The organism is Pantoea sp. UBA5035 (genome assembly GCF_002415245.1).
Taxonomy (GTDB): domain Bacteria; phylum Pseudomonadota; class Gammaproteobacteria; order Enterobacterales; family Enterobacteriaceae; genus Pantoea; species Pantoea septica.
In genome coordinates, this window is record NZ_DICD01000004.1 from 45,624 (window position 1) to 68,897 (window position 23,274).

General features: G+C 60.9%; 17 protein-coding genes. 5 read left to right on the forward strand and 12 right to left on the reverse strand.

Annotation, left to right across the window (positions count from 1 at the left end; all coding sequences use genetic code 11):
- The first annotated feature begins 227 nt into the window (after window positions 1-227).
- Window positions 228-1,247, forward strand: coding sequence for an aminopeptidase (locus tag B3229_RS03305; protein WP_286868628.1), 1,020 nt, complete (start codon window positions 228-230; stop codon window positions 1,245-1,247).
- A gap of 51 nt (window positions 1,248-1,298) precedes the next feature.
- On the opposite strand, the gene B3229_RS03310 is transcribed toward B3229_RS03305, so the two are convergent.
- Genes B3229_RS03310 through cysJ form a run of 3 tightly spaced genes read right to left on the reverse strand, consistent with a single transcriptional unit; the run spans window position 1,299 to window position 5,559 of the window.
- The gene (locus B3229_RS03310) at window positions 1,299-2,033 is read right to left on the reverse strand and encodes a phosphoadenylyl-sulfate reductase (RefSeq protein WP_033752105.1); all 735 of its coding nucleotides are present in this window, start codon (window positions 2,031-2,033) and stop codon (window positions 1,299-1,301) included.
- The gene (cysI, locus tag B3229_RS03315) at window positions 2,030-3,754 is read right to left on the reverse strand and encodes an assimilatory sulfite reductase (NADPH) hemoprotein subunit (protein ID WP_286868631.1); all 1,725 of its coding nucleotides are present in this window, start codon (window positions 3,752-3,754) and stop codon (window positions 2,030-2,032) included. Before cysI ends, B3229_RS03310 begins: the two co-directional genes overlap by 4 nt.
- Entirely contained in the window at window positions 3,754-5,559 is a 1,806-nt protein-coding gene (gene cysJ, locus B3229_RS03320) for an NADPH-dependent assimilatory sulfite reductase flavoprotein subunit (RefSeq protein ID WP_286868634.1), read from the reverse strand. The genes cysI and cysJ overlap by 1 nt, the downstream gene beginning before the upstream one ends.
- Before the next feature lie 296 nt (window positions 5,560-5,855).
- On the opposite strand from cysJ, the gene queD reads away from it, so the two are divergent.
- Both queD and B3229_RS03330 read left to right on the forward strand, forming a co-directional pair.
- The gene (queD, locus tag B3229_RS03325; RefSeq protein ID WP_048783679.1) at window positions 5,856-6,215 is read left to right on the forward strand and encodes a 6-carboxytetrahydropterin synthase QueD; all 360 of its coding nucleotides are present in this window, start codon (window positions 5,856-5,858) and stop codon (window positions 6,213-6,215) included.
- A gap of 129 nt (window positions 6,216-6,344) precedes the next feature.
- A complete protein-coding gene (locus tag B3229_RS03330) occupies window positions 6,345-6,941 on the forward strand; it encodes an inorganic diphosphatase (RefSeq protein ID WP_286868636.1) in 597 nt (198 codons plus the stop codon).
- Window positions 6,942-6,980: 39 nt separating this feature from the next.
- Here B3229_RS03330 and queE read toward each other — a convergent pair whose 3' ends face one another.
- The 6 genes from queE to rlmD all read right to left on the reverse strand — a co-directional run bounded on the left by queE (window position 6,981) and on the right by rlmD (window position 15,494).
- Entirely contained in the window at window positions 6,981-7,652 is a 672-nt protein-coding gene (queE, locus tag B3229_RS03335) for a 7-carboxy-7-deazaguanine synthase QueE (RefSeq protein ID WP_286868638.1), read from the reverse strand.
- Window positions 7,653-7,815: 163 nt separating this feature from the next.
- On the reverse strand, window positions 7,816-9,114 hold the full coding sequence (gene eno / locus B3229_RS03340; RefSeq protein WP_033752120.1) for a phosphopyruvate hydratase: 1,299 nt from the start codon (window positions 9,112-9,114) through the stop codon (window positions 7,816-7,818).
- A 76-nt stretch (window positions 9,115-9,190) separates the two neighbouring features.
- Window positions 9,191-10,828, reverse strand: a complete 1,638-nt coding sequence (gene pyrG / locus B3229_RS03345; RefSeq protein WP_033752123.1) for a glutamine hydrolyzing CTP synthase — start codon at window positions 10,826-10,828, stop codon at window positions 9,191-9,193.
- A gap of 229 nt (window positions 10,829-11,057) precedes the next feature.
- Entirely contained in the window at window positions 11,058-11,846 is a 789-nt protein-coding gene (mazG, locus tag B3229_RS03350; RefSeq protein WP_286868642.1) for a nucleoside triphosphate pyrophosphohydrolase, read from the reverse strand.
- A gap of 63 nt (window positions 11,847-11,909) precedes the next feature.
- Window positions 11,910-14,141: a GTP diphosphokinase gene (gene relA / locus B3229_RS03355; RefSeq protein ID WP_033752126.1), complete on the reverse strand. Its 2,232-nt coding sequence runs from the start codon at window positions 14,139-14,141 to the stop codon at window positions 11,910-11,912.
- Window positions 14,142-14,174: 33 nt separating this feature from the next.
- Window positions 14,175-15,494 carry a 23S rRNA (uracil(1939)-C(5))-methyltransferase RlmD gene (rlmD, locus tag B3229_RS03360; RefSeq protein ID WP_286868665.1) on the reverse strand — a complete coding sequence of 440 codons (1,320 nt, stop codon included), beginning with the start codon at window positions 15,492-15,494 and terminating at the stop codon, window positions 14,175-14,177.
- Between the two features lie 78 nt (window positions 15,495-15,572).
- On the opposite strand from rlmD, the gene barA reads away from it, so the two are divergent.
- Together barA and B3229_RS03370 are read left to right on the forward strand one after the other, a co-directional pair.
- Complete coding sequence (barA, locus tag B3229_RS03365) at window positions 15,573-18,302, forward strand: two-component sensor histidine kinase BarA (protein WP_286868667.1); 2,730 nt, start codon at window positions 15,573-15,575, stop codon at window positions 18,300-18,302.
- Window positions 18,292-18,459 carry a type II toxin-antitoxin system CcdA family antitoxin gene (locus tag B3229_RS03370; RefSeq protein WP_286868670.1) on the forward strand — a complete coding sequence of 56 codons (168 nt, stop codon included), beginning with the start codon at window positions 18,292-18,294 and terminating at the stop codon, window positions 18,457-18,459. Before barA ends, B3229_RS03370 begins: the two co-directional genes overlap by 11 nt.
- Here the strand turns inward: B3229_RS03370 and lplT are convergent.
- From lplT to B3229_RS03385, 3 genes are all read right to left on the reverse strand, one after another.
- Complete coding sequence (gene lplT, locus B3229_RS03375) at window positions 18,456-19,658, reverse strand: lysophospholipid transporter LplT (RefSeq protein WP_286868672.1); 1,203 nt, start codon at window positions 19,656-19,658, stop codon at window positions 18,456-18,458. The two genes, B3229_RS03370 and lplT, sit on opposite strands and share 4 nt — an antisense overlap.
- A complete protein-coding gene (aas, locus tag B3229_RS03380; RefSeq protein ID WP_286868674.1) occupies window positions 19,655-21,805 on the reverse strand; it encodes a bifunctional acyl-ACP--phospholipid O-acyltransferase/long-chain-fatty-acid--ACP ligase in 2,151 nt (716 codons plus the stop codon). The genes lplT and aas overlap by 4 nt, the downstream gene beginning before the upstream one ends.
- Before the next feature lie 77 nt (window positions 21,806-21,882).
- Window positions 21,883-23,271 carry an efflux transporter outer membrane subunit gene (locus B3229_RS03385; RefSeq protein ID WP_286868676.1) on the reverse strand — a complete coding sequence of 463 codons (1,389 nt, stop codon included), beginning with the start codon at window positions 23,269-23,271 and terminating at the stop codon, window positions 21,883-21,885.
- Window positions 23,272-23,274: the final 3 nt, after the last annotated feature.

Genomic DNA, 23,274 nt, shown 5'->3' on the forward strand with positions numbered 1-23,274 from the left:
TAACGCGACTATACGTTGCGCCCTTCTGGCAGATGAAATTACGAATTGGAATGAGTAGTTACCGAATGGAATAACGCGCCAGGCAAGCTCATAACAAAATGTGCTTAACGGATGATCTGGCAAGGCTTTCAGAGCGAATCAAATTGTTTAATGGCGATCACAGTTTCATACTGGAGAGCGAAAAAATTTTGGCTTTTCGTCACAGGATGACCCACAAGGAACACCGCATGTTTGCCCTTCTCCGCCTGACCGCGCTGGCTGCGCTGTTGAATTGCGGTTTCGCTCTGCACGCCCAGGCCGCCAGCGTTGCGCCGGGGGAATTTGCCGAGCAGCAGCTTCGTCACATCGCCACCTGGTTCCCTGGCCGCATGAGCGGCAGCCCGGCCGAAATGATGGCCGCCGACTACCTGCAGCAGCAGTTCGCCGCGCTCGGTTTTCAGAGTAATACCCGGCAGTTCAATACCGGCTACCGCTGGCGCGAAACCAATGGCGATCTGCGCTGGCATAAAGTGACGGCGACCTCGGTGATCGCCGCTCGCGCCGGCAGCGCGCCGCAGGAGATCCTGATTGTGGCGCATCTCGATACCTGGACGCCGCTCAGCAGCAGCGATGCCGAGCATAACCTTGGCGGCCTGCGTCTGCAGGGCGTCGACGACAACGCGTCAGGGCTGGGCGTGATGCTGGAGCTGGCGCAGCAGCTGAGCCGCCGGCCGCTGCATTACGGCGTGCGCTTCGTGGCGCTGAGCGCAGGCGAAACCGCGCTGGGCGGCATGCAGGATTACGTGGCGCGCATGAGCGAGAAAGAGAAAAAGAACACGCTGCTGGTGGTGGATCTCAACAGCCTGATCACCGGCGACCATCTCTATTTCAACAGCGGCAGCAATACGCCGCGCGCGGTGCGCAAGCAGACCAGCGCGCGCGCGCTGCGCCTCGCGCAGCAGCTCGGCATTCCCGCCGCCAGCCATCAGATGGCCGCGCGCGACTATAACGCCGCCAACGCTTTTGATAAGGCGGGTTTTCCGCTGCTGGACGTGACGGCGAGCAACTGGGCGCTGGGCGGCAAAGATGGCGCGCAGCAGCGCAGCCGCTCGAAGCATTTCCCGGACGGCACTACGCGCCATCAGACCGATCGCGATAATCTCAGCTATCTCGATCGCTGGCTGCCGGGCCGTATTTCCCTGCGCACGCGCGACAGCGTGAAGGTGCTGCTGCCGCTGCTGGGCGAGTTGACCAATCCGAAAGTGTAAAGGGGTGCAACGCAGTGAGCGCGCTGGCCAGAGCGGCCAGCGCGGTAAAACTTAGCCTTCGTGCAGGCCGCACTCGCGCTTCAGGCCGAAGAAGCGCGTCTCCTCTTCCGCCATGCCGGGCTCCCATTTGCGCGTGGTGTGGGTATCGCCCACTGACAAATAGCCCTCATCCCACAGCGGATGGTATTTAAGGTTGTGCTGCTGCAGATAGTGATGAATCTGACGGTTGTCCCAGTCGATAATCGGCAGCACCTTGAACACGCCGCGCTGCACGCCAAGCACTGGCAGATTCGCGCGACTGCCGGACTGATCGCGGCGCAGCCCGGCGAACCAGGTCTGCGCGCCCAGCGTCTGCAGCGCGCGGTTCATCGGCTCAACCTTGTTGATTTGGTTGTACTGCTCAATGCCTTCCACGCCCTGCTCCCACAGCTTGCCGTAGCGCGCTTCCTGCCAGGCCGCCGAGGTTTCAGCGCGAAACACCTGCAGATTCAGGCCCAGCTGATCCGTCAGCTGGTCGATAAAACGGTAGGTTTCCGGGAAGAGATAGCCGGTATCGGTAAGGATCACCGGAATGTCAGGCATCTGTCGCGTGACCAGATGCAGCGACACCGCCGCCTGAATGCCGAAACTCGACGAGAGCACAAAGGCGCCCGGCAGGTTTTCCAGCGTCCAGCTGACGCGCGCCTCCGCCGAACTTTTCTCCAGCTGCGCATTCACGGACGCCAGCGCCAGCGTGCGCTCGACTTTGTTCATTTCACCCAGTGCTGCGAGGTCGAACTGACTCATACTGCCTCCGAATCCCAGAAATCTCGTGCCGGATCGACGACCGGCTTGACGATGCCTGCGCGGATCGCGAAGTCGCCGAAGCCCTCAGCGCCGTGACGCTCGCGCGCCCAGCGGCCCACCAGCTCGTCGATGCTGGCGAGGATCTCGCTTTCGGTGATGTTCTCGCGGTACATGCGCGGAATGCGCGTGCCGATGCGGTTGCCGCCGATATGCAGGTTGTAACGGCCCGGCGCTTTGCCCACCAGCCCGATTTCCGCCAGCATGGCACGGCCGCAGCCGTTGGGACAACCGGTGACGCGTAGCACTATGTGCTCTTCGCCCACGCCGTGGCTATGCATGATCTCTTCGACTTTGGTGACAAAGGCGGGCAGAAAACGCTCCGCTTCCGCCATCGCCAGCGGGCAGGTCGGGAACGAAACGCACGCCATAGAATTTTCGCGCTGCGCGGTTACGCTCTCCATCAGGCCGTGTTCACGCGCAATCGTCTCGATTTTCGCCTTTTCGCTCTCCGGCACGCCGGCCACGATCAGGTTCTGGTTCGCCGTCAGGCGGAAGTCGCCCTGATGCACGCGCGCAATCGCCGCGATGCCGCTTTTCAGCGGACGGTCCGGGTAGTCGAGCAGGCGGCCGTTTTCGATAAACAGCGTCAGGTGCCACTTCTTGTCGATGCCCTTGATCCAGCCGATGCGGTCGCCGCGGGTGGTGAACTCATACGGGCGAATCGGCTCGAAGGTCAGCCCGGCGCGCTTCTCAACTTCCGCTTTAAAGGTCTCGACGCCGACGCGCTCCAGGGTATATTTGGTTTTGGCGTTTTTGCGATCGGTGCGGTTGCCCCAGTCGCGCTGGGTAGTCACCACCGCAGCCGCCACCTCCAGCGTTTTCTCCAGCGGCAGATAGCCGAACTCGCTGGCGGTGCGCGCATAGGTCGCTTTGTTGCCGTGCTCGATCGACAGGCCGCCGCCGACCAGCAGGTTAAAGCCGATCAGCCTGCCCTTCTCCGCCACCGCGATAAAGTTAAGATCGTTAGCGTGCAGATCGACGTCGTTGTGCGGCGGGATCACCACCGTGGTTTTAAACTTACGCGGCAGATAGGTCTCGCCGAGGATCGGCTCTTCATCCGTGGTCGCCACCTTCTCTTTATCCCACCAGATTTCTGCGTAGGCGCGGGTGCGCGGCAGCAGATGCTCGGAGATTTTCTTCGCCCACTCGTAGGCTTCCTGATGCAGCTCCGACTCGACCGGGTTTGAGGTGCAGAGCACGTTGCGGTTGACGTCGTTGGCGGTTGCCAGCGCGTCGAGCCCGACTTCGTGCAGCATCTGGTGCGAAGGCTTGACGTTCTTCTTCAGAATGCCGTGAAACTGAAAGGTCTGGCGGTTGGTCAGACGAATGCTGCCGTACAGCGTTTTTTCGGTGGCGAATTTATCGATCGCCAGCCACTGCGTCGGCGTGATAATGCCGCCTGGCAGACGGCAGCGCAGCATCATTGCGTGACGCGGCTCCAGCTTCTGCTCGGCGCGCTCGGCGCGAATGTCGCGATCGTCCTGCTGGTACATGCCGTGGAAGCGGATCAGCAGAAAGTTATCGCCGTTAAAGCCGCCGGTCAGACCATCATCCAGATCCTCCAGGATGGTGCCGCGTAAATAGTTACTCTCTTTTTTAAGACGCTCGGCGTCGACCAGCTTGCCTTCAACGACCAGCGGTCCGGGGTGTTTTTCGCTCATTAGTAAACGTCTCGCTGATAGCGGCGCTCGATGCGCAGCTCGCTTAAAAATTCGTCGGCCGTTTCACGATCCATTGCGCCGTGTTCGACCACCACATCCAGCAGTGCCTGCTCGACATCCTTCGCCATACGGTTGGCGTCGCCGCAAACATAAATATGCGCGCCCTCTTCGATCCAGCGCCACACTTCCGCCCCTTTGGCGCGGATTTTGTCCTGCACGTAGACTTTCTGCTCCTGGTCGCGCGACCAGGCGAGATCGATATGGGTCAGCAGGCCATCCTTCACATACTGCTGCCACTCAACCTGGTAGAGAAAATCCTCGGTGAAGTGCGGATTGCCGAAGAAGAGCCAGTTTTTGCCGCCAGCGCCGTCGTTGTCGCGCTGCTGCATAAAGGCGCGGAACGGCGCGATGCCGGTACCCGGACCAATCATAATCACCGGCGCGTCGGGACTGGCGGGCAGACGGAAGTTATCGTTATGCTCGATAAAGACGCGAATTTCCGCATCCTCTTCCAGGCGGTCGGCCAGATAGCTGGAGGCGCCGCCTGCGCGCGCGCGGCCGTCGATATCGAAGCGCACCGCGCCGACGGTGATATGAACTTCGGTTTCATTCTCCGCCTGCGACGAGGCGATAGAGTAGAGGCGCGGCGTCAGCGGACGCAGCAGCGTCGTCAGCTGTTCGGCGTTGAGCTCGGTCGGCGCGTTACGCACCATATCGACGATCGGGAAGGTCTGCGCGTAGTGCTGCAGCTTCGCCTTATCGCCCACCAGCGCCAGCAGCGCGTCGTTGCGCGACAGCGCGGCGTACTGCTCGACGATCTGCGCGGTGTTTACCGTCAGCTCAAAGCGTTTTTGCAGCGCTTCGCTAAGCGGCAGGGTTTCGTTGTCGATCTGCACCGGCTCGTCGCCTTTCAGCCACAGCAGGCTCAGTAGCTCGGCGACCAGCTCCGGATCGTTTTCATACCAGATGCCCAGCGCGTCGCCCGGCTGGTAGCGCAGGCCGGAGTCGCCCAGATCGATTTCGATATGACGCACGTCCTTATCGGAATGGCGGCCGGTAATTTTTTGGTTTACGGCAAAGCTGGCGGTCAGCGGCGCCTCTTTAGTGTAGGGGCTGCTGTGCACTTCATTGACGCTGCCGATCGCGGTCGCCACTGCCTGCGCCGGCGTTTCGCTCGGCACACGCTGTTTCAGCACCTCGACCAGCGCGTGGCGCCAGCTGGCAGCCGCTTCGGCGAAGTCGACATCGGCGTCAACGCGATCCAGCAGGCGCTCTGCGCCCAGCTCCGCCAGGCGGCTGTCGAAGTCCTTGCCCGCTTTGCTAAAGAATTCGTAAGAGGTGTCGCCGAGGCCGAGCACCGCGAAGGCGGCGCCATCCAGCTTCGGCGCTTTTTTCGACATCAGGAATTTATGCAGCGCCACCGCCTCTTCCGGCGGATCGCCTTCACCCTGCGTGGAGGTCACCACCACCAGCAGCTTCTCCTGGCCGATCTGCTTGAACTTGTAATCGCCGGCGTTAACCAGCTTAACGTTCAGCTTCGCCGCCTGCAGATCGTCGCGCAGCTGCTCGGCGACGCGGCGCGCGTTGCCGGTTTGCGAAGCGGAGATCAGCGTAATCGCCGGGATCTCCGCCGCCGCTGGCGCGCTGGCCGCGACGCTGCCGGGCGTCTGATTGATCATTCCCCAGAAATAGCCAGAGATCCACGCCAGCTGGGTGGGAGAAAAATCAGTCGTTGCCGCCTGTAAGCGCGCAAGTTGCTCCGGGTTAAGCGGGAGCAGAGAACCTGGGGGTGCCTGAGTCGTCATCGCGTTAAGAATTCCAGTATCCAGAGTCCGGACGGTAAAGTAGCAGAAAGAGTGGTAGGTTACCGGCCCGTATATTAACGATTAAATACGGCTTCGACATAATTAATAACCAAAATGACTAAGTGGTTTTTCAGGTAGGCATAATCAGTAAAACTGGTATAGAAAGTGAATATTTATCAGTTAGTTAAAAAGGAGCGTTATGGCGCTGGCCGCGCAAATCCCTCTTTACAACGGTACGGATGCGAAAATTCCGTATTTCAGGTAGAATTCCCCGGTTTTTTAGCCTGAGAGCCATTATGTCTACCACATTGTTTAAAGAGTTCCAGTTCGAAGCCGCTCACCATTTGCCTAATGTCCCGGAAGGACACAAATGCGGTCGCCTGCATGGCCATTCGTTTCTGGTACGACTGGAAATCACCGGCGAAGTGGACGCGCATACCGGCTGGGTGATGGATTTCGCCGAATTGAAAGCGGCGTTCAAACCGCTGTATGAGCGCCTCGATCACCACTATCTGAACGAGATCGAAGGCCTTGAGAATCCCACCAGCGAAGTGCTGGCGAAGTGGATCTGGGATCAGATGAAGCCGCAGCTGCCTGAGCTGAGCGCGGTGATGATCAAAGAGACCTGCACGGCGGGCTGCGTCTATAAAGGATAAATCCCGTCAGGGCTGTGGTCCGCACAGCCCGCCCTTTCCGCCCTACGCTTCTTTACCCCTGGGTCATCTTTCTGTTATCTGACGTCTCTACGTTGTTCTCTCCTTCATTAAAGATCAAGAGAATCAACAATGAACCTGAAACGCCTTGCCGCCCTCGCGCTGCTTTTTACCGCCTCTGCCGCCGTACAGGCGCAAAACGTGCTCGACTTTCCTCAGCCGGACAACGTGCCGGACGAGTTCTACGCCGTGACCGAAATCCCCGCCGGCGGCACCATTAAATATGAGACCGACGCCAAAACCGGCTTTATCGTGGCAGACCGCTTTCAGTCGATGCCGCTCGCCTGGCCGGCTAACTACGGATCGCTGACGCAGTCGCTGGGCGGCGATAACGATCCGCTCGACGTGATCTTCTATACCCGCGCGCCGCTGCAGCCGGGCACGCTGATTAAACTGCGCGCCATCGGCGTGCTGAAGATGATTGACGGCGGCGAAGTAGACGACAAGATCGTCGCGGTGCCGACCAGCAAAATCGATCCCACCTGGGACGATATTAAGAGCATGAGCGATCTGCCGAGGATGGAACAGGCACGCCTCGAGGCTTTTTTCCGCGTTTATAAGCAACTGCCGGAAGGGCGCAAGAAGGTCGAACTGAACGGATTTGAGAGCGCCGACGTGGCGAAAAGCGAGATCAAGAAGGCGTTTAACGCCTATAAAGCGAAGCAGTAATGCTAGCGGGCGGCGCGGCCGCCGCCCTGCTCTCTGCCGTCAGGCGATATTAAGATATTTGTGCGTCTGCATCGATAAGCGCCAGTTGCGCGCGATACAGGTTTCAATACAGAGTTTTGTCGCCGCGTCTTTGCGGCTGATAGGCTGCAGCGCGATAATGCGCGCTTTGCTGTCGTTCAGCGTTGCCAGCAGTTCATCCAGCGCCTCGACGTCGCGCTCGCGCGCCACCGGATGCTTGATCTCATCCGCGCGCTGCAGCGCCTGCGCCAGCACGTCATAGCCGCCGCGCATATTCACCTTCGGCGATACCGTCACCCAGGTTTTCTCGGAGCAGTGCACTTCGTGCGTGCCGCTGGTTTCGATCTGGCACTGAAAACCCTGCGCTTCCAGCGCCGTGGTCAGCGGGCGCAGATCGTAAATCGACGGCTCGCCGCCGGTAATCACCACATGGCGCGCCGTCCAGCCCTGACGCTGAATGGTCTCAATCAGCAGCGCCGCATCGGCGTTGCCCCAGGCATCCGTTTCCACCGTTTTGACCAGAATATCGCCCAGCGCCGTTTCCCGATTGGCCAGCTTCTCCCAGGTATGTTTGGTATCACACCAGCTACAACCCACCGGGCATCCCTGTAAGCGGATAAAGATGGCCGGAACGCCGGTATAAAATCCTTCTCCCTGCAGCGTCTGGAACATTTCATTAATCGGGTATTGCATTACGGACTCGCTAGAAAAAAACAGGGCGCTGATTATGGCAGATTTGCCGCGCAGCTCAACCACGCGATGTGCCTTTTCTGTGCCGCCGTTAAAAGCAAAAGCCCCGCACAAGGCGGGGCTTTCTCTCAGGCAAATGCCGTCAGAGGACGGCACCAGCAGGCGATTACGCCTGGCCTTTCACTTCTTTCAGACCGTTGAACGGCGCTTTTGAACCCAGCGCTTCTTCAATACGGATCAGCTGGTTGTACTTAGCAACGCGGTCAGAACGGCTCATAGAACCGGTTTTGATCTGGCCTGCTGCAGTACCGACCGCCAGGTCAGCAATGGTGGCGTCTTCGGTTTCACCTGAACGGTGTGAAATCACCGCGGTGTAGCCTGCGTCTTTCGCCATTTTGATCGCCGCCAGGGTTTCGGTCAGAGAACCGATCTGGTTGAACTTGATCAGGATGGAGTTAGCGATGCCTTTCTCGATGCCTTCTTTCAGGATCTTGGTGTTGGTCACGAACAGGTCGTCACCCACCAGCTGGATTTTGTCGCCCAGCACTTTAGTCTGGTAAGCAAAGCCGTTCCAGTCTGACTCGTCCAGACCGTCTTCGATAGAGACGATCGGGTACTGTTTGGTCAGATCTTCCAGGAAGTGCGTGAACTCTTCAGAGGTAAAGGCTTTGTTGCCTTCGCCAGCCAGCACGTATTTGCCGTCTTTGTAGAATTCGGACGCCGCGCAGTCCATCGCCAGGGTGATATCTTTGCCCAGCTCGTAGCCCGCCGCTTTTACCGCTTCCGCGATAACAGCCAGCGCTTCGGCGTTGGAACCCAGGTTCGGCGCGTAGCCGCCTTCGTCGCCAACAGCGGTGTTCAGGCCTTTAGACTTCAGCACTTTCGCCAGGTGGTGGAACACTTCAGAACCCATACGGATCGCTTCTTTCACCGTTGAAGCGCCAACCGGCTGGATCATGAATTCCTGGATGTCGACGTTGTTGTCGGCGTGCTCACCGCCGTTGATGATATTCATCATCGGCAGCGGCATAGAGAATTTGCCCGGGGTGCCGTTCAGCTCAGCGATGTGCTCGTACAGCGGCTGACCTTTAGAGGCCGCTGCCGCTTTCGCCGCAGCCAGCGATACCGCCAGAATGGCGTTTGCGCCGAAGTTGGATTTGTTCTCAGTACCGTCCAGGTCGATCATGATCTTATCGATGTTCGCCTGATCTTTCGCGTCTTTGCCTTTTACCGCATCCGCAATCGGACCGTTAACTGCTGCAACTGCTTTAGTTACGCCTTTGCCCAGGAAACGAGATTTGTCGCCGTCGCGCAGCTCCAGCGCCTCGCGTGAACCGGTAGAAGCGCCTGACGGTGCCGCTGCCAGACCAACAAAACCACCTTCCAGATGTACTTCCGCTTCTACAGTTGGGTTGCCGCGGGAGTCGATGATTTCGCGACCGATGACTTTAACGATTTTGGCCATTACGATTTTCCTCAGTACAAGTTAGTCAATCCTAAGACAAACAACGCGCGAAAAGTTCGCGCGTTGCTCGTGAAACTTACTTCGCTAAACGCTTCTGGTGATCCTGCGCGGCCTTAACAAAGCCGGCGAACAGCGGATGACCGTCGCGCGGTGTTGACGTGAACTCCGGGTGGAACTGGCAAGCCACAAACCAGGGATGGTTCGGGATCTCGATGATCTCGACCAGCTGGTCGTCGCCAGAACGTCCGGCAATGCGCAGCCCTGCGGCTTCAATCGGCTTCAGCAGCAGATTGTTGACTTCGTAGCGGTGGCGATGGCGCTCGACGATGGTGTCGGAACCGTACAGCTGACGGACTTTGCTGTCCGGCGTCAGCTGACACTGCTGGCTGCCGAGGCGCATGGTGCCGCCCAGGTCGCTGGTTTCCGTACGCTGTTCCACATTGCCGTTTTCATCGCGCCATTCGGTGATCAATGCCACCACCGGGTATTTACAGTCTGGCACAAATTCAGTGGAGTTGGCGCCTTCCATCCCGGCAACGTTGCGCGCGAACTCCATCAGCGCAACCTGCATGCCGAGGCAGATGCCCAGATAAGGCACGTTGTTTTCACGCGCGTACTGCGCGGTCATCAGCTTGCCTTCCACGCCGCGGTAGCCGAAGCCGCCGGGGATCAGAATCGCATCCAGATCTTTCAGAATTTCGACGCCGCGCGTCTCGACATCCTGCGAATCGATCAGCTTGATATTGACCGTTACGCGATTTTTCAGGCCACCGTGCTTCAGCGCTTCAATCACCGATTTGTACGCATCCGGCAGTTCGACATATTTGCCGACCATGCCAATGGTCACTTCGCCGCCCGGGTTAGCCTCTTCGTAGATCACCTGTTCCCATTCGGACAGGTTGGCTTCCGGCGCGTTCAGGTTGAAGCGCTTGCAGATATAGTCATCCAGACCCTGCGACTTCAGCAGGCCCGGGATTTTGTAGATGGAGTCGACATCTTTCAGCGAGATAACCGCTTTTTCCGGCACGTTACAGAACAGCGCGATCTTGGCGCGTTCGTTGGCAGGCACGGCGCGATCGGAACGGCAGATCAGCACGTCCGGCTGGATGCCGATAGAGAGCAGCTCTTTAACCGAGTGCTGGGTCGGCTTGGTTTTCACCTCGCCCGCCGCCGCCATATAGGGCACCAGCGTCAGGTGCATATACATGGTGTGCTCGCGGCCGACGTCAACCGCCATCTGGCGAATCGCCTCCAGGAACGGCAGCGACTCGATATCGCCGACGGTACCGCCGATCTCCACCAGAACGACGTCGTGACCTTCGCCACCGGCGATAATGCGTTCTTTAATGGCGTTGGTGATGTGCGGGATAACCTGAATGGTCGCGCCGAGATAGTCGCCGCGGCGCTCTTTGCGCAGCACTTCAGAGTAGATACGACCCGTAGTGAAGTTGTTGCGGCGCGTCATTTTGGTGCGAATGAAGCGCTCGTAGTGACCCAAATCCAAATCGGTTTCGGCCCCGTCGTCGGTGACGAACACTTCACCGTGCTGGGTAGGGCTCATGGTGCCCGGATCGACGTTGATATAGGGATCCAGCTTCATGATGGTCACGTTGAGACCACGTGCTTCGAGAATGGCTGCGAGGGAGGCTGCGGCAATGCCTTTACCCAGAGAGGAAACGACCCCGCCGGTCACAAAAATATAATTCGTTGTCATGCTGAACCTGAGAGTTTAGGTTTAAAGACGGTGGAATAACCAGGACGGGAAAACAGTATACCTGAAACCCCTGTTAGCCACAATTGATGAATCACCGCCATCCTCCAACGCATTGCAGCGGGTAACATAGCGGATAGCGGCCAGGGAAATGTTGATGCAGGTCACAACTTTTTTCTCAGGCTGAATCGAGTAAGCGTGACCGGCTAAATTGTATGCGGCGCTGGAATAATCAGCGTTTTTCGCCTTCTTTCACCTGCTGCCAGGCCGCCTCCATCTGTTCCAGCGTCGCCTCGGGCATGGCGAGCCCCTGCGCGGCGATAATCGCTTCTACCGCGCGGAAACGACGCTCGAACTTGTCGTTCGCCTTTTGCAGCGCGGTTTCCGCTTTGCTGCCCAGATGGCGCGACAGGTTGACCGTGGCGAACAGCAGATCGCCGATCTCCTCTTCCAGCTTGTGCGGATCGATGGTCGCCTGCTGCGCCTCGTGCATCACTTCGTCGATCTCTTCATGCACTTTATCCAGCACCGGGCCGATCGAGGTCCAGTCGAAGCCGACGTTATGGCAGCGCTTCTGGATTTTGTGCGCGCGCATCAGCGCCGGCAGCGCTTTGGGAATGTCGTCGAGCGCCGAGTGCTGCGCCTTTTCCGCCCGCTCCGCGCCTTTAATCGCCTCCCAGTTTTTCAGCACCTCCGCGCTGTCCGCCACGCTGGCGTCGCCGAAGATGTGAGGATGGCGGCGCTCCAGCTTGTCGCTGATGGCGTCGCAGATATCCTCGAAGGTAAAGCGATCCTGCTCGCTGGCCATCTGCGCGTAGAACACCACCTGAAACAGCAGATCGCCCAGCTCGCCGCGCAGATCGTCGAAGTCTTCGCGCTGGATAGCGTCCAGCACTTCATAGGTCTCTTCCAGCGTATAGGGCGCGATCGAGGCGAAAGTTTGCTCGCGATCCCACGGACAGCCGCGTTGCGGATCGCGCAGGGTTTGCATAATGCCCAGCAGGCGATCGAGTGAGCTCATAGTCAGTCCTTTTCAAACACGGGGTCATAAGCGCGGGGATGGGCGCGCGCCCATCCCGCAATATCAGTGAAGACGTCGGGCGTCGATGATATCAGGCACCTGGTTCAGCCGCGACAGCACGCGGCCCAGCACCTGCTGATTGTAGATTTCAATATCCATATCGATGGTCGCCAGCTGTTTTTTGGTGTCGCTGCGGCTGGAGACGCCCAGCACGTTGACCTTCTCGTTGGCGAGAATGGTGGTGATGTCGCGCAGCAGCCCGCTGCGATCGTTGGCGGTAACGCGCACCACCAGCGAGTAGCCGCTGGAGTAGCTTTCGCCCCACACCGCGTCGACGATGCGTTCCGGCGCGTGAGCGGTCAGCTCGGCCAGCTGGTCGCAGTCGGCGCGGTGGATAGAGATGCCGCGGCCCTGAGTGATAAACCCGACAATATCGTCGCCCGGAATCGGCTGACAGCAGCGCGCGATATGGTGCATCAGGTTGCCGACCCCTTCCACCACCACGCGGCCGCTCTCTTTGCGCGACGGCGGCGAGTAGCTTTTCTGCGTCAGCTGGCGCAGCGCCTCGCGATCCTCTTCCTCCGCGCTCGGCTTGTTGAGCTTCGCCTGCAGGAAGTTGACCATCTGATTAAGGCGAATATCGCCGCCGCCGATCGCCGCCAGCAGCTCATCGAGCGAGGTGACGTTATAGCGCGGCAGCAGCAGCTTTTCCGCTTCGCGCAGGCTGATATCGAGCTGGTTCAGCTCGTTGTCGAGGATCTGACGGCCCGCAGCGATGTTTTTGTCGCGGTCCTGCTTGCGGAACCAGTTATGGATCTTGGCGCGTCCGCGGCTGGTGGTGATATAGCCGAGGTTGGGGTTCAGCCAGTCGCGGCTCGGGTTCGGCTGTTTCTGGGTGATCACTTCAACCTGATCGCCCATCTGCAGCTGATAGGTGAAGGGCACGATGCGGCCGCCGATCTTGGCGCCGATGCAGCGGTGGCCGATATCGCTGTGAATGTGATAGGCAAAGTCGAGCGGCGTCGATCCGGCCGGCAGATCCACCACGTCGCCTTTTGGAGTAAAGACGTAAACGCGATCGTCGAACACCTGACTGCGCACCTCTTCCAGCATCTCTCCGGAGTCGGCCATCTCTTCCTGCCAGGCGATCAGCTTACGCAGCCAGGCGATGCGCCCTTCGTGTCCGGAGGCGCCGCGCGCGCTGCCGGTGCTCGGCCCCTCTTTATATTTCCAGTGCGCGGCGACGCCCAGCTCGGCGTCTTCGTGCATCTGCCGGGTGCGGATCTGAATTTCCACGGTTTTGCCTTTCGGCCCGAGCACCACGGTATGAATCGACTGATAGCCGTTCGGTTTGGGGTTGGCGACATAGTCGTCGAACTCCGCCGGCAGATGACGATAGAGGGTATGCACGATGCCGAGCGCGCCGTAGCAGTCCTGCAGACGCTCGGCGACGATGCGCACCGCGCGCACGTCGAACAGCTCGTCGAACGCCAGCGACTTCTTCTGCATCTTGCGCCAGATGCTGTAGATATGTTTCGGACGACCGTAAACCTCGGCGCGCACGCCCTCTTTCACCATCTCTTTGCGCAGGGAATCGACGAAGTTCTCGATATACTGCTCGCGGTCGATACGGCGCTCGTGCAGCAGTTTGGCGATGCGTTTGTATTCATCAGGATGCAGGTAGCGGAAGCAGTAATCCTCCAGCTCCCATTTCAGCTGGCCGATGCCGAGCCGGTTGGCGAGCGGCGCATAGATATTGGTGCTCTCTTTGGCTGCCAGCACGCGCTCATCTTCCGGCGCGTCTTTCATCTCGCGCAGGTTCATGATGCGCTCCGCCAGCTTGATCACAACGCAGCGGAAATCTTCCACCATCGCCAGCAGCATGCGGCGCACGTTGTCCACCTGCTCGGACGCCATGGAGTCGTTGTGGATCGCTTTCAGCTGGCGAATGGCGTCCATATCGCGCACGCCGTGCACCAGCGTGACGATGCCGTTGCCGAAGGTTTCGCCCAGCTCCTCTTCACTTACCACTTCCGCATTCGCCAGCGGGAAGATCAGCGCGGCGCAAGAGCTTTCGATATCCATGCTGAGCATCGACAGGATTTCAACCATCTCGATGCCGCGCCACAGCAGCAGCGACTGATCGGGGTGCCCCTGCGTCTGGGCTTCGCAATAGCGCCAGGTCTCGGCGATACGTTCACATGATTGCGGGTTGGCAATGCCAAGACTGGCGATCCACTGATCGAGAGCGAACTCTCCTGCCGTATTTAAATGCGCACTTCTGACCGCAACCATATCCTCTCCTGCCACAGCAGCATCAATTGCCGCTTATGTTTTGCTGAACAGCACCATGGATTCGAGATGACGGGTATGAGGGAACATATCCAGCATCGCGACCCTTTCCAGATGGTAGCCCGCCGACAGCAATGTCTGGCTGTCGCGAGCAAGCGTTGTGGGATTACACGAAACATAGACCACGCGCTCTGGCGCAAGTTTAACCACATGCGCCATCACGCCCGCGGCCCCGGCGCGCGCCGGATCGAGCAATACCTTGTTAAATCCCTGCGCCGCCCACGGCTGGCGCGCGACATCTTCCTCCAGGTTGTGCTGGAAAAAGCGGACATTTTTAAGATTATTCAGTTGCGCATTATACGCTGCCTGCCGCACTAATGCTGCAACGCCCTCCACACCCACAGCATTTTGTACGAATTTTCCTACAGGGATCGTAAAGTTTCCCATGCCGCAAAAGAGATCGAGCACGCGGTCTTCCGGCCGCAGATCGAGCCAGGCGATCGCCTGCGCCACCATCTGCTGGTTGACCGCGTCGTTGACCTGAATAAAGTCTTGCGGACTAAAGGTCAACCGCACCTCGCCCGAATGGTAAAAAGGTTCCTCGCCGCGCACCTGCTCCAGCCGCTCGCCGTCGTCGAGAAACAGCATCAGCCTCTGCTCATGCGAAAAACGTTCCAGTTTTTCGCGGTCGTCGGCGTGCAGCGCGTCGAGATGGCGCAATACCATCAGCGGCCCGTTGTCCGCCAGCACCAGCTCGAGGTGCCCCAGCCGGCTGGCCGCCTTCAGCGCGCTGAGGCAGTCGCGCAACGGCAGCAGCAGCGCTTCAAGTTCGGGCGCCAGAATGGGGCAGACGCGAATGGCCACCAGATCGTTGCTCGCCTCCTGGCGAAACCCCATCTGCAGCTCGCGCGTTTTCGGCTGCCACTGCAGGCCGAGGCGCGCGCGACGACGATAGCCCCAGGCGGGTCCGGCGAGGATCTCGTCCACCGCGACGGCGCGCTGCGCCGCCTGGCCCAGCATGCGCGACAGCGCCGCCGCTTTGCTGCGCTGCTGCAGCGGCTCGGCGGCGTGCTGCTGCTGACAGCCGCCGCAGCGGGTAAAGTGCGGGCAGCGCGGCGTCACGCGCTCCGGGCTGAGGCTGAGGCTGAGCAGCCGCGTCGCTTTGCCGCGCGCATACTGACGTTTCTCCTCCACCAGCGTCACTTCCGCCTGCTCGCCGGGCAGCGCGCCGCTGATAAACAGGGTCTTGCCCTGATGCCGCGCCACGCCCTGGCCAAAGGGATCGAGCTCGTCCACGGTGACGGTGATGCGTTGCTTAGTCGTCACGCGCTGTTTTGCGGAGTAAAATTGCGCCATAGTGTTCTACATTCTCAATAAAATTCAGCGTGCGCGCGTTGTCGCGCACAGGGATAACAGGCTAAGCCAGCGACTATTATGACGAAATACAGCCTGCGGGCACGAATGATGATTTTAATCCTGGCGCCGACGTTAATGATCGGGCTGCTGCTCAGCTCGTTTTTCGTGGTGCATCGCTACAACGAACTGCAGCGGCAGGTAGTGGACGCGGGCGCCAGCATCATCGAGCCGCTGGCGATCTCCAGCGAATACAGCATGAGCTGGCACGACCGCGACGCGCTGCGCGCGCTGGTCAGCCTGCTGCACCGCCGTCACTCCGATATTGTCCGCGCCATTTCCGTGTTCGACAACAATAACCATCTTTACGTCACGTCAAATAACAACCAGAACCTGAGCCTGATGCAGAAAGAGGATATTCACGCGCTGCCGGACGACGTCTCGATGGAGCGCCACGGCACGCTGCTGATCCTGCGCACGCCGATAACCTCTGAGCACTATGCGGTAGACGAACAGCCGAGCGAAGAGGCGAAACCGGCGGGCAATCCGCTCGGCTATGTGGCGATCGAGCTCGATCTCCAGTCGGTGCGTTTGCAGCAGTATAAAGAGGTGTTTGTCGCCACCCTGATGCTGCTGTTTTGTCTCTGCATCGCCATGCTGTTCGCCTATCGCCTGATGCGCGACGTTACCGGCCCAATTCGCAATATGGTTACCACCGTCGACCGCATTCGCCGCGGCCAGCTCGACAGCCGCGTCGAGGGTTATATGCTGGGTGAGCTCAGCATTCTGAAAAACGGCATTAACGCCATGGCGATGTCGCTCACCGCCTACCATGAAGAGATGCAGCACAATATCGATCAGGCGACCTGGGATCTGCGGGAAACGCTGGAGCAGCTGGAGATTCAGAACGTCGAGCTGGACCTGGCGAAAAAGCGCGCCCAGGAAGCGGCGCGTATCAAGTCTGAGTTTCTCGCCAATATGTCTCACGAGCTGCGCACCCCGCTCAACGGCGTGATCGGCTTTACCCGTCAGATGCTGAAAACCGCGCTCGGCACCACCCAGCGCGACTATATGCACACCATTGAGCGCTCGGCGAATAATTTACTCAGCATCATCAATGACGTACTCGATTTCTCCAAGCTGGAGGCGGGCAAGCTGGTGCTGGAGTCGATCCCTTTCCCGCTGCGCGCCACCCTGGATGAAACTATTGTGCTGCTGGCGCCGTCGGCGCACGAAAAAGGGCTGGAGCTGACGGTGCTGTGCGACAGCAGCGTGCCGGATAACGTTATCGGCGATCCGCTGCGCCTGCAGCAGATTCTGATCAATCTGCTGGGCAACGCCATTAAGTTTACCGAGCGCGGCACTATTAATCTGCGCGTCGAACAGCGCGCCGTCAGCGCCACGCGCGTCGAGCTGGAGATTCAGGTGCACGACTCCGGCATCGGCATTTCCGAGCAGCAGCAAACTCAGCTGTTTCAGGCGTTTCGCCAGGCGGACGCCAGTATTTCCCGTCGCCACGGCGGCACCGGGCTGGGGCTGGTGATCACCCAGAAGCTGGTCAGCGAAATGGGCGGCGAGATCGCCTTCCACAGCCGCGTCAACGAAGGCTCGACCTTCTGGGTGCGGATACAGCTCGATCTCAATCCCAACGCGCCGACGCTGCCGCGCGCGCTCGACGCCCTGTCGCGCTCGCGCATGGCCTATGTCGAAGCGCATGCCGCCTCAGCCGACGCGGCGCTGAAAATGCTGCGCGTTACGCCGCTGCAGGTCGAGCACAGCGAAACGCTGTCGGGCCTGCGCGAGCCGCACTATCCGCTGCTGCTGGTCGGGCTACCGATCGACATCACGCAGCAAGAGCTGCTGGACGACGCCTTTATCGACGCCCTGCTCAACCGCGCCGACTGCGTGCTGCTGGCGCTGCCGAGCGCCATGATGCTGCTGGCGGATCGGCTTAAGGTGCGCGGCATTCACGGCTGTATCACCAAACCGGTCTCCACCACGCGTCTGCTGCCGCTGTTGGCCGATCTGCATACCCGCCAGCGCAGCGAACTGCCCAACGGCGCGCGTCTGCCGCTGCGGGTCATGGCGGTGGACGATAACCCCGCCAACCTCAAGCTGATCGGCGCGCTGCTGGAGGAGCAGGTGCAGCATATTCTGTTATGCAACAACGCCGAGCAGGCGATCGCCGCGGCGCGCGCGCAGCCGCTGGATATTATCCTGATGGATATCCAGATGCCGGAGATCGACGGCATTCGCGCCAGCGAAATTATTCGCAGCCTGCCGCTGCACGCCAGTACGCCGATTGTGGCGGTCACCGCGCACGCCATCGACGGCGAGCGCGAACATCTGATCAAAGCCGGGATGAACGACTATCTGGCGAAGCCGATCGACGAAACCCGGCTCAGCCAGCTGCTGGCGCGCTACAGTCCGGCGCTGCCTGCGGTGCTGCCGCCGGTGCCTGCCGTTTCGCCGTCGCTCGACTGGGAGCTGGCGCTGCGTCAGGCGGCGAACAAGCCCGATCTGGCGCGCGATATGCTGACAATGCTGCTCGACTTTCTGCCTGAGGTGCATGAAAAACTCGACGCCTTTATGGCGGCGAAAGATGTGCAGGGACTGCGCGAGATCATTCATAAGCTGCACGGCAGCGCCAGCTACAGCGGCGTGCCGCGCATGAAGCAGCTCTGCCGTCAGCTGGAGAAGAACCTGCCCCAGATCGGCGATATCGACGACCTGGAGCCAGAGCTGCTGGAGCTGCAGGACGAGATGGAAAACGTAGCGCGTGAAGCGCGGAGGTTGCTGGGTGAAAGCTAAAGAGAACAAAAAAGAGCGCGGCGGCAGGCAACGCAGAGAGCCTTCTGTCGCCGCATCGCCACAGCAGCGGCGACAGGCTAACGCGGCGGCGCTGGCCGAACTCAACCGAATAACGGAAGCGCACGGTTTACTCTCGGACCAGCACCTGCAGTTTTAACGCGCGGCGGCTTTCGGCCGCCACAGCCACAGCGCCGCTATCGCCAGCGCAAACAGCGCGCCGAAGCCGACGCCGGTCGCGACCGCAGGCGCGCCCGCCTTCACCGCCAGCGTATAGAGCCCCAGCATCACCAGCATGGCGATATTCTCGCCGAAGTTCTGCACCGCGATCGCATTGCCCGCGCCGACGCTCGCCTTGCCGCGCGCCTGCAGCACCGCGTTGAGCGGCACCACGAAAAAGCCGCCCAGCGCGCCGATCACCATCAGCAGCAGGTACGCGTTCAGCAGCGAATGCTGCAGCGAGAAAATCACCACCATCACGCCGATCAGCACGCCGGCGGGCATGCAGCGGCGCACCGTCTCCAGCGTTACCAGCTTCGCCGCGGCGCCGGCCCCGACCACGATACCGATCGCCACCATGGCGTTGAGCGTCGTCGGCGTAGCATTGTCGCTGATGCCGAGCGCCACCGGCACCCATAGCACCAGCAGGAAGCGCAGCGTCACGCCCGCGCCCCAGAACAGGCTGGTGCCGAGAATGGAAAAGCGCGTCTCCGCGTTATGCCACAGCGTTGAGCAGGCCTGGAAAAAACGGCGCAGCATCGCGCCGAGGTGCCAGCTCTGTCCCGGACGCGCCGCGGCAAGCGCAGGGATAAACAGGTTCGCCGCCACCGCCACCGCGTAGGTGGCCGCGCAGAGCGCCAGCGCCGCCGGCAGGCTCCAGTCGGCGAGCGCGCCGCCCGATACCGATCCAAGCAGGATCGCGGCGATGGTAGAGCTCTCCATCATGCCGTTGGCCTTCACCAGCTTCTCGCCGGAGGTCAGCTCGGTAAGAATGCCGTACTTGGCGGGCGAATAAGCGGCCGCGCCGATGCCCACCAGCGTATAGCCCACGAAAGGATTGAAGCCGAAGCAGATCAGCAGCGCCCCCAGCAGCTTCAGGCTGTTGGCGAACATCATGACCCGGCCTTTGGCGAAGCTGTCCGCCATCTGACCGACAAAGGGCGCCAGCAGAATATAGGCGGCGACGAACAGCATCTGCATCACCGGCTGGCTCCAGTCGGGATAGAGCTGACTTTTCAGCAGCGCCAGCGTGGCGAAAAGCAGCGCATTATCGCCGAAGGCGGAGAAGAACTGCGCGCCCATCACCGCCAGCATACCGCGCGACCTCAGCGACATCGCCTGCGTGTTTAGCCTGCTCATGCCTGCTCCTCTTCCGCCAGTTTTTTCAGGCTGACATAGTCCGGTTTGCCGCTGCCCAGCATCGGCAGCGGTTTCATCACGCGGATATCGCGCGGCACGGCAAGCTCCGGCGCGCCCAGCTCGCGCGCCGCCTTTTGCAGCCCGTCGCGCTTCAGCTCAGCGTCGGTGGTAAAGAGCACCAGCGCTTCGCCGCGGTTGCCGTCGGCGCGCAGCGACGCCGCGTGCTGTTTCTCCGGCGACGCCTTCAGAGCGATCTGCTCGACGCTCTCCAGCGAGACCATCTCACCGGCGATCTTGGCGAAGCGTTTGGCACGCCCCTGAATCTGACAGAAACCGCCTTCGTCAAAGGAGACGATGTCGCCGGTATCGTACCAGCCCGCCTCCATCTGCCCTTCGCCGTTGTCGGCAGCGGGCGCTTCCAGCACGCCGGGGTTCTCGACGCGCAGATAGCCGTTCATGATATTCGGCCCGCGCAGCTGCAGCCGTCCGCCCTGCTCGATGCCCTCTACCGACATCAGCCGCGAATCCATGCCCGGCAGGATGCGGCCGACGGTGTGCGCTTTCGCTGCCATCGGCACGTTGATCGCCACCACCGGCGCGCATTCGGTTACGCCGTAGCCTTCCAGAATACGAATGCCGTACTTCTCCATATAGATTTGGCGCGTCGCTTCCTGCAGCTTCTCCGCGCCCGCCACCACGTAGCGCAGGCGGGCGAAATCGTAAGGCGCCGCAAAGCGCGCGTAGTTGCCGAGGAAAGTCGAAGTGCCGAACAGTACGGTGCAGTTGCGGTCGTAGACCAGCTCCGGCACGATGCGATAGTGCAGCGGACTGGGGTAGAGAAACACCTGCGCGCCGGTCATCAGCGGCGTGAACAGGCCCACCGTCAGACCGAAGGCGTGGAACAGCGGCAGCGCCGACATAAATTTATCGCGCGGGGTGAAATCCGCCACGGTGCGGATCTGCTCCACGTTCGCCAGCAGGCTTTTATGCGAATGCACTACCCCTTTGGGGTTGCCTTCCGAGCCGGAGGTGAAGAGCACCATCGCCGCCTCTTCCGGCTGGCGCGCCACCTGCGCGCGGCGCGGCAGCAGCAGATGCGCGAGGATCCAGAGCTTGTCCTGCGTCGTCACGGTGTCGCGCAGATCCTCCAGATAGATCCATTCAACCTCGGTCAGCCCCTGCGGCAGATGCCAGAGGTTGCCCTTCTCCAGAAACTGACGCGAGGTAAAGACGGTTTTCACCTGCGACGCGGTGAGCGCCGCGCGCATGCCGTTGACCCCGGCGGTGTAGTTGAGCATCGCCGGTACGCGCCCGCGCATCGACGCGCCGAGGATCGCCGCCGCGGTCACCGTCGCGTTGGGCAGCAGCAGGCCGACGATTTCGCCTGGCTGGCTATAGCGCTCAAGAATGCGGCCGACGCCGAGCGCCTTTTTCAGCAGCCCGGTATAGCTGTCAGGCTGCATGTTGACGTCTTCGATGCAGGGCTTGAAGGCGCCGTAGCGGGTGCGGGCGTTGAGGAAGGCGTCATAGAGCGTTTCGCGCGGGCGCACCGCCATGCGCGCTTCCATCATAATATGATGCAGATGCTCGCCAGCGAGCTGGCGCCGGTCGCGCGCGCGCTTTGCCTCCGGCATCGGAATGCGCGTGGCGGGCAGGATAGTCAGGGTGATACGGGGAAAAAGGCGGCGTTTAAAGACGCCCGCCAGGCGGCCGAAAGGGGTGTACTCCGCGCCTTCGATGCGCATCGGCACCACGTTGGCCTGCGATTTGGCGGCGACGAACCCCGCGCCGCTATAGATTTTCATCAGCGAGCCGGTCACGGTAATGCGCCCTTCCGGGAAGATCACCACCGGACGGCCGCTGTCGATCAGCCGCACCAGCTGCTTGATCGACATCGGCCGGGTTGGATCGAGCGGAACGAAATCGATCAGCGGCTTCACCAGCCGCATATACCACCGTTCGCTGACGGCGGAGTAAACCGCGAAAACCGGTCTGATCGGCAGGAACAGCGCCAGCAGCACGCCATCGAGAAAAGACATATGATTCGGCGCGATCAGCACTTTTCCCTGATGCAGCGCGGCGGCGTCGCCGCGCAGTTCCACCCGCCACAGCAGGCGGCAGACCAGACGTAAAAATGTAAACAACATGCCAGCTCCATAGCATCGCTAAAAAGGTTCCTAACGATGCAGGATCTGACGTCGTTCGACAAGCGTAAAGGCGCGATTTAGGGCGCGCTCTGCCAGCCGCCGCCGAGCGCGGCGATCAGCGCCACGCTGGCGACCCACTGCGTGCTTTGCAGCGTCAGCAGGCTCTGCTGCGCGCTCAGGCTGCTGGTTTCGGTAGTGGCGACGTCGAGATAGTCGATCATACCCGCCTCATACTGGTTGCGCGTGACGCGCGCCGACTCGCGCGCGGCGTCGGTGGCGCGCTGCTGCGCCGCCAGCTCGCTGGTCAGGGTGTTCAGCTCCACCAGATCGTCCTCGACCTCCTGCATCGCCGTCAGCACCGCCAGGCGATAGCTGGCGACGCTGCCGTCCCAGGCGGCGCGCGCCTGATCCACCTTCGCCGAGGTAGCGCCGAAGTCGAGCAGCGTGCCGCTCAGATCGGGGCCGAGCGACCAGACGCGATAGGGCAACGAGAAGAGATTATGCAGCGCCGAGGCGCTGGTGCCGCCGCTGGCGCTCAGCGTCAGATCGGGATAGTAGCCGGCAATTGCTACGCCGACCGCGGCGTTGGCGGCCGCGACGTTGCGTTCGGCGTAAGCGATATCGGGACGGCGCTGCAGCAGCTGCGACGGCAGCGCCTGCGGCAACGGCGGCAGCGTCGCGGTCAGCTGCGCCGCCGGCAGGCTGAAGTCGGCCGGCGCTTTGCCGATCAGCAGCGCGATAGCGTGCTCCATCTGGGCCCGCTGCCACTGCTGGTCAAGCGCCGAGGCGCGCGCGCTCTCCAGCTGCATCTGCGCCTGCGCCAGGGTGGCGCGCGATTCACTGCCCGCCTGGTATTTATTCTCAATGACTTTCAGGTAGCGATCGTAGGCCGCCACGCTTTGCTGATAGCGCGCGATCTTCTCATCCATAATACGCAGCTGGAAATAGTCCTGTGCCAGCTCCGACTGGGCGCTGAGCGTCACGTTCGCCAGCTCGGCGGCGCTCGCCTGGGCGCTGGCGGCATTCTCTTCGCGGGTGCGGCGCAGCTTGCCCCACAGATCCACCTCCCAGCTGGCGCTTAGCTGCGCCGAGTTGCTGTTGGTGACGCTGCGCGCGCCGCTGTTAGTGGAACGGGTGCCGCTGCGCGTTCCACTGGCGTCATAGCCGAGCGTGGGAAAGAGCGCGGCGCGCGACTGAGCGGCCAGCGCCTGCGCTTCGCGGTACTGCGCGGCGTAGCTGGCGACGTTCTGGTTAGAGATGCTGACCTGCCGCAGCAGGCCGCTCAGGGTGTCGTCGTGATAGACCGTCCACCATTCGCCTTTGCTTTGATCGTCCTGCGGCGTGGCGCGCTGCCAGCCTTTGGCCTCTTTATAGTGCAGCGGCACGCTGGCGCTGGGGCGTTGATAGTCGGGGCCGACGGCGCAGCCGCCGAGCAGCAGCAGTAAAACGAGAGAAAGCTTTTTCATCAA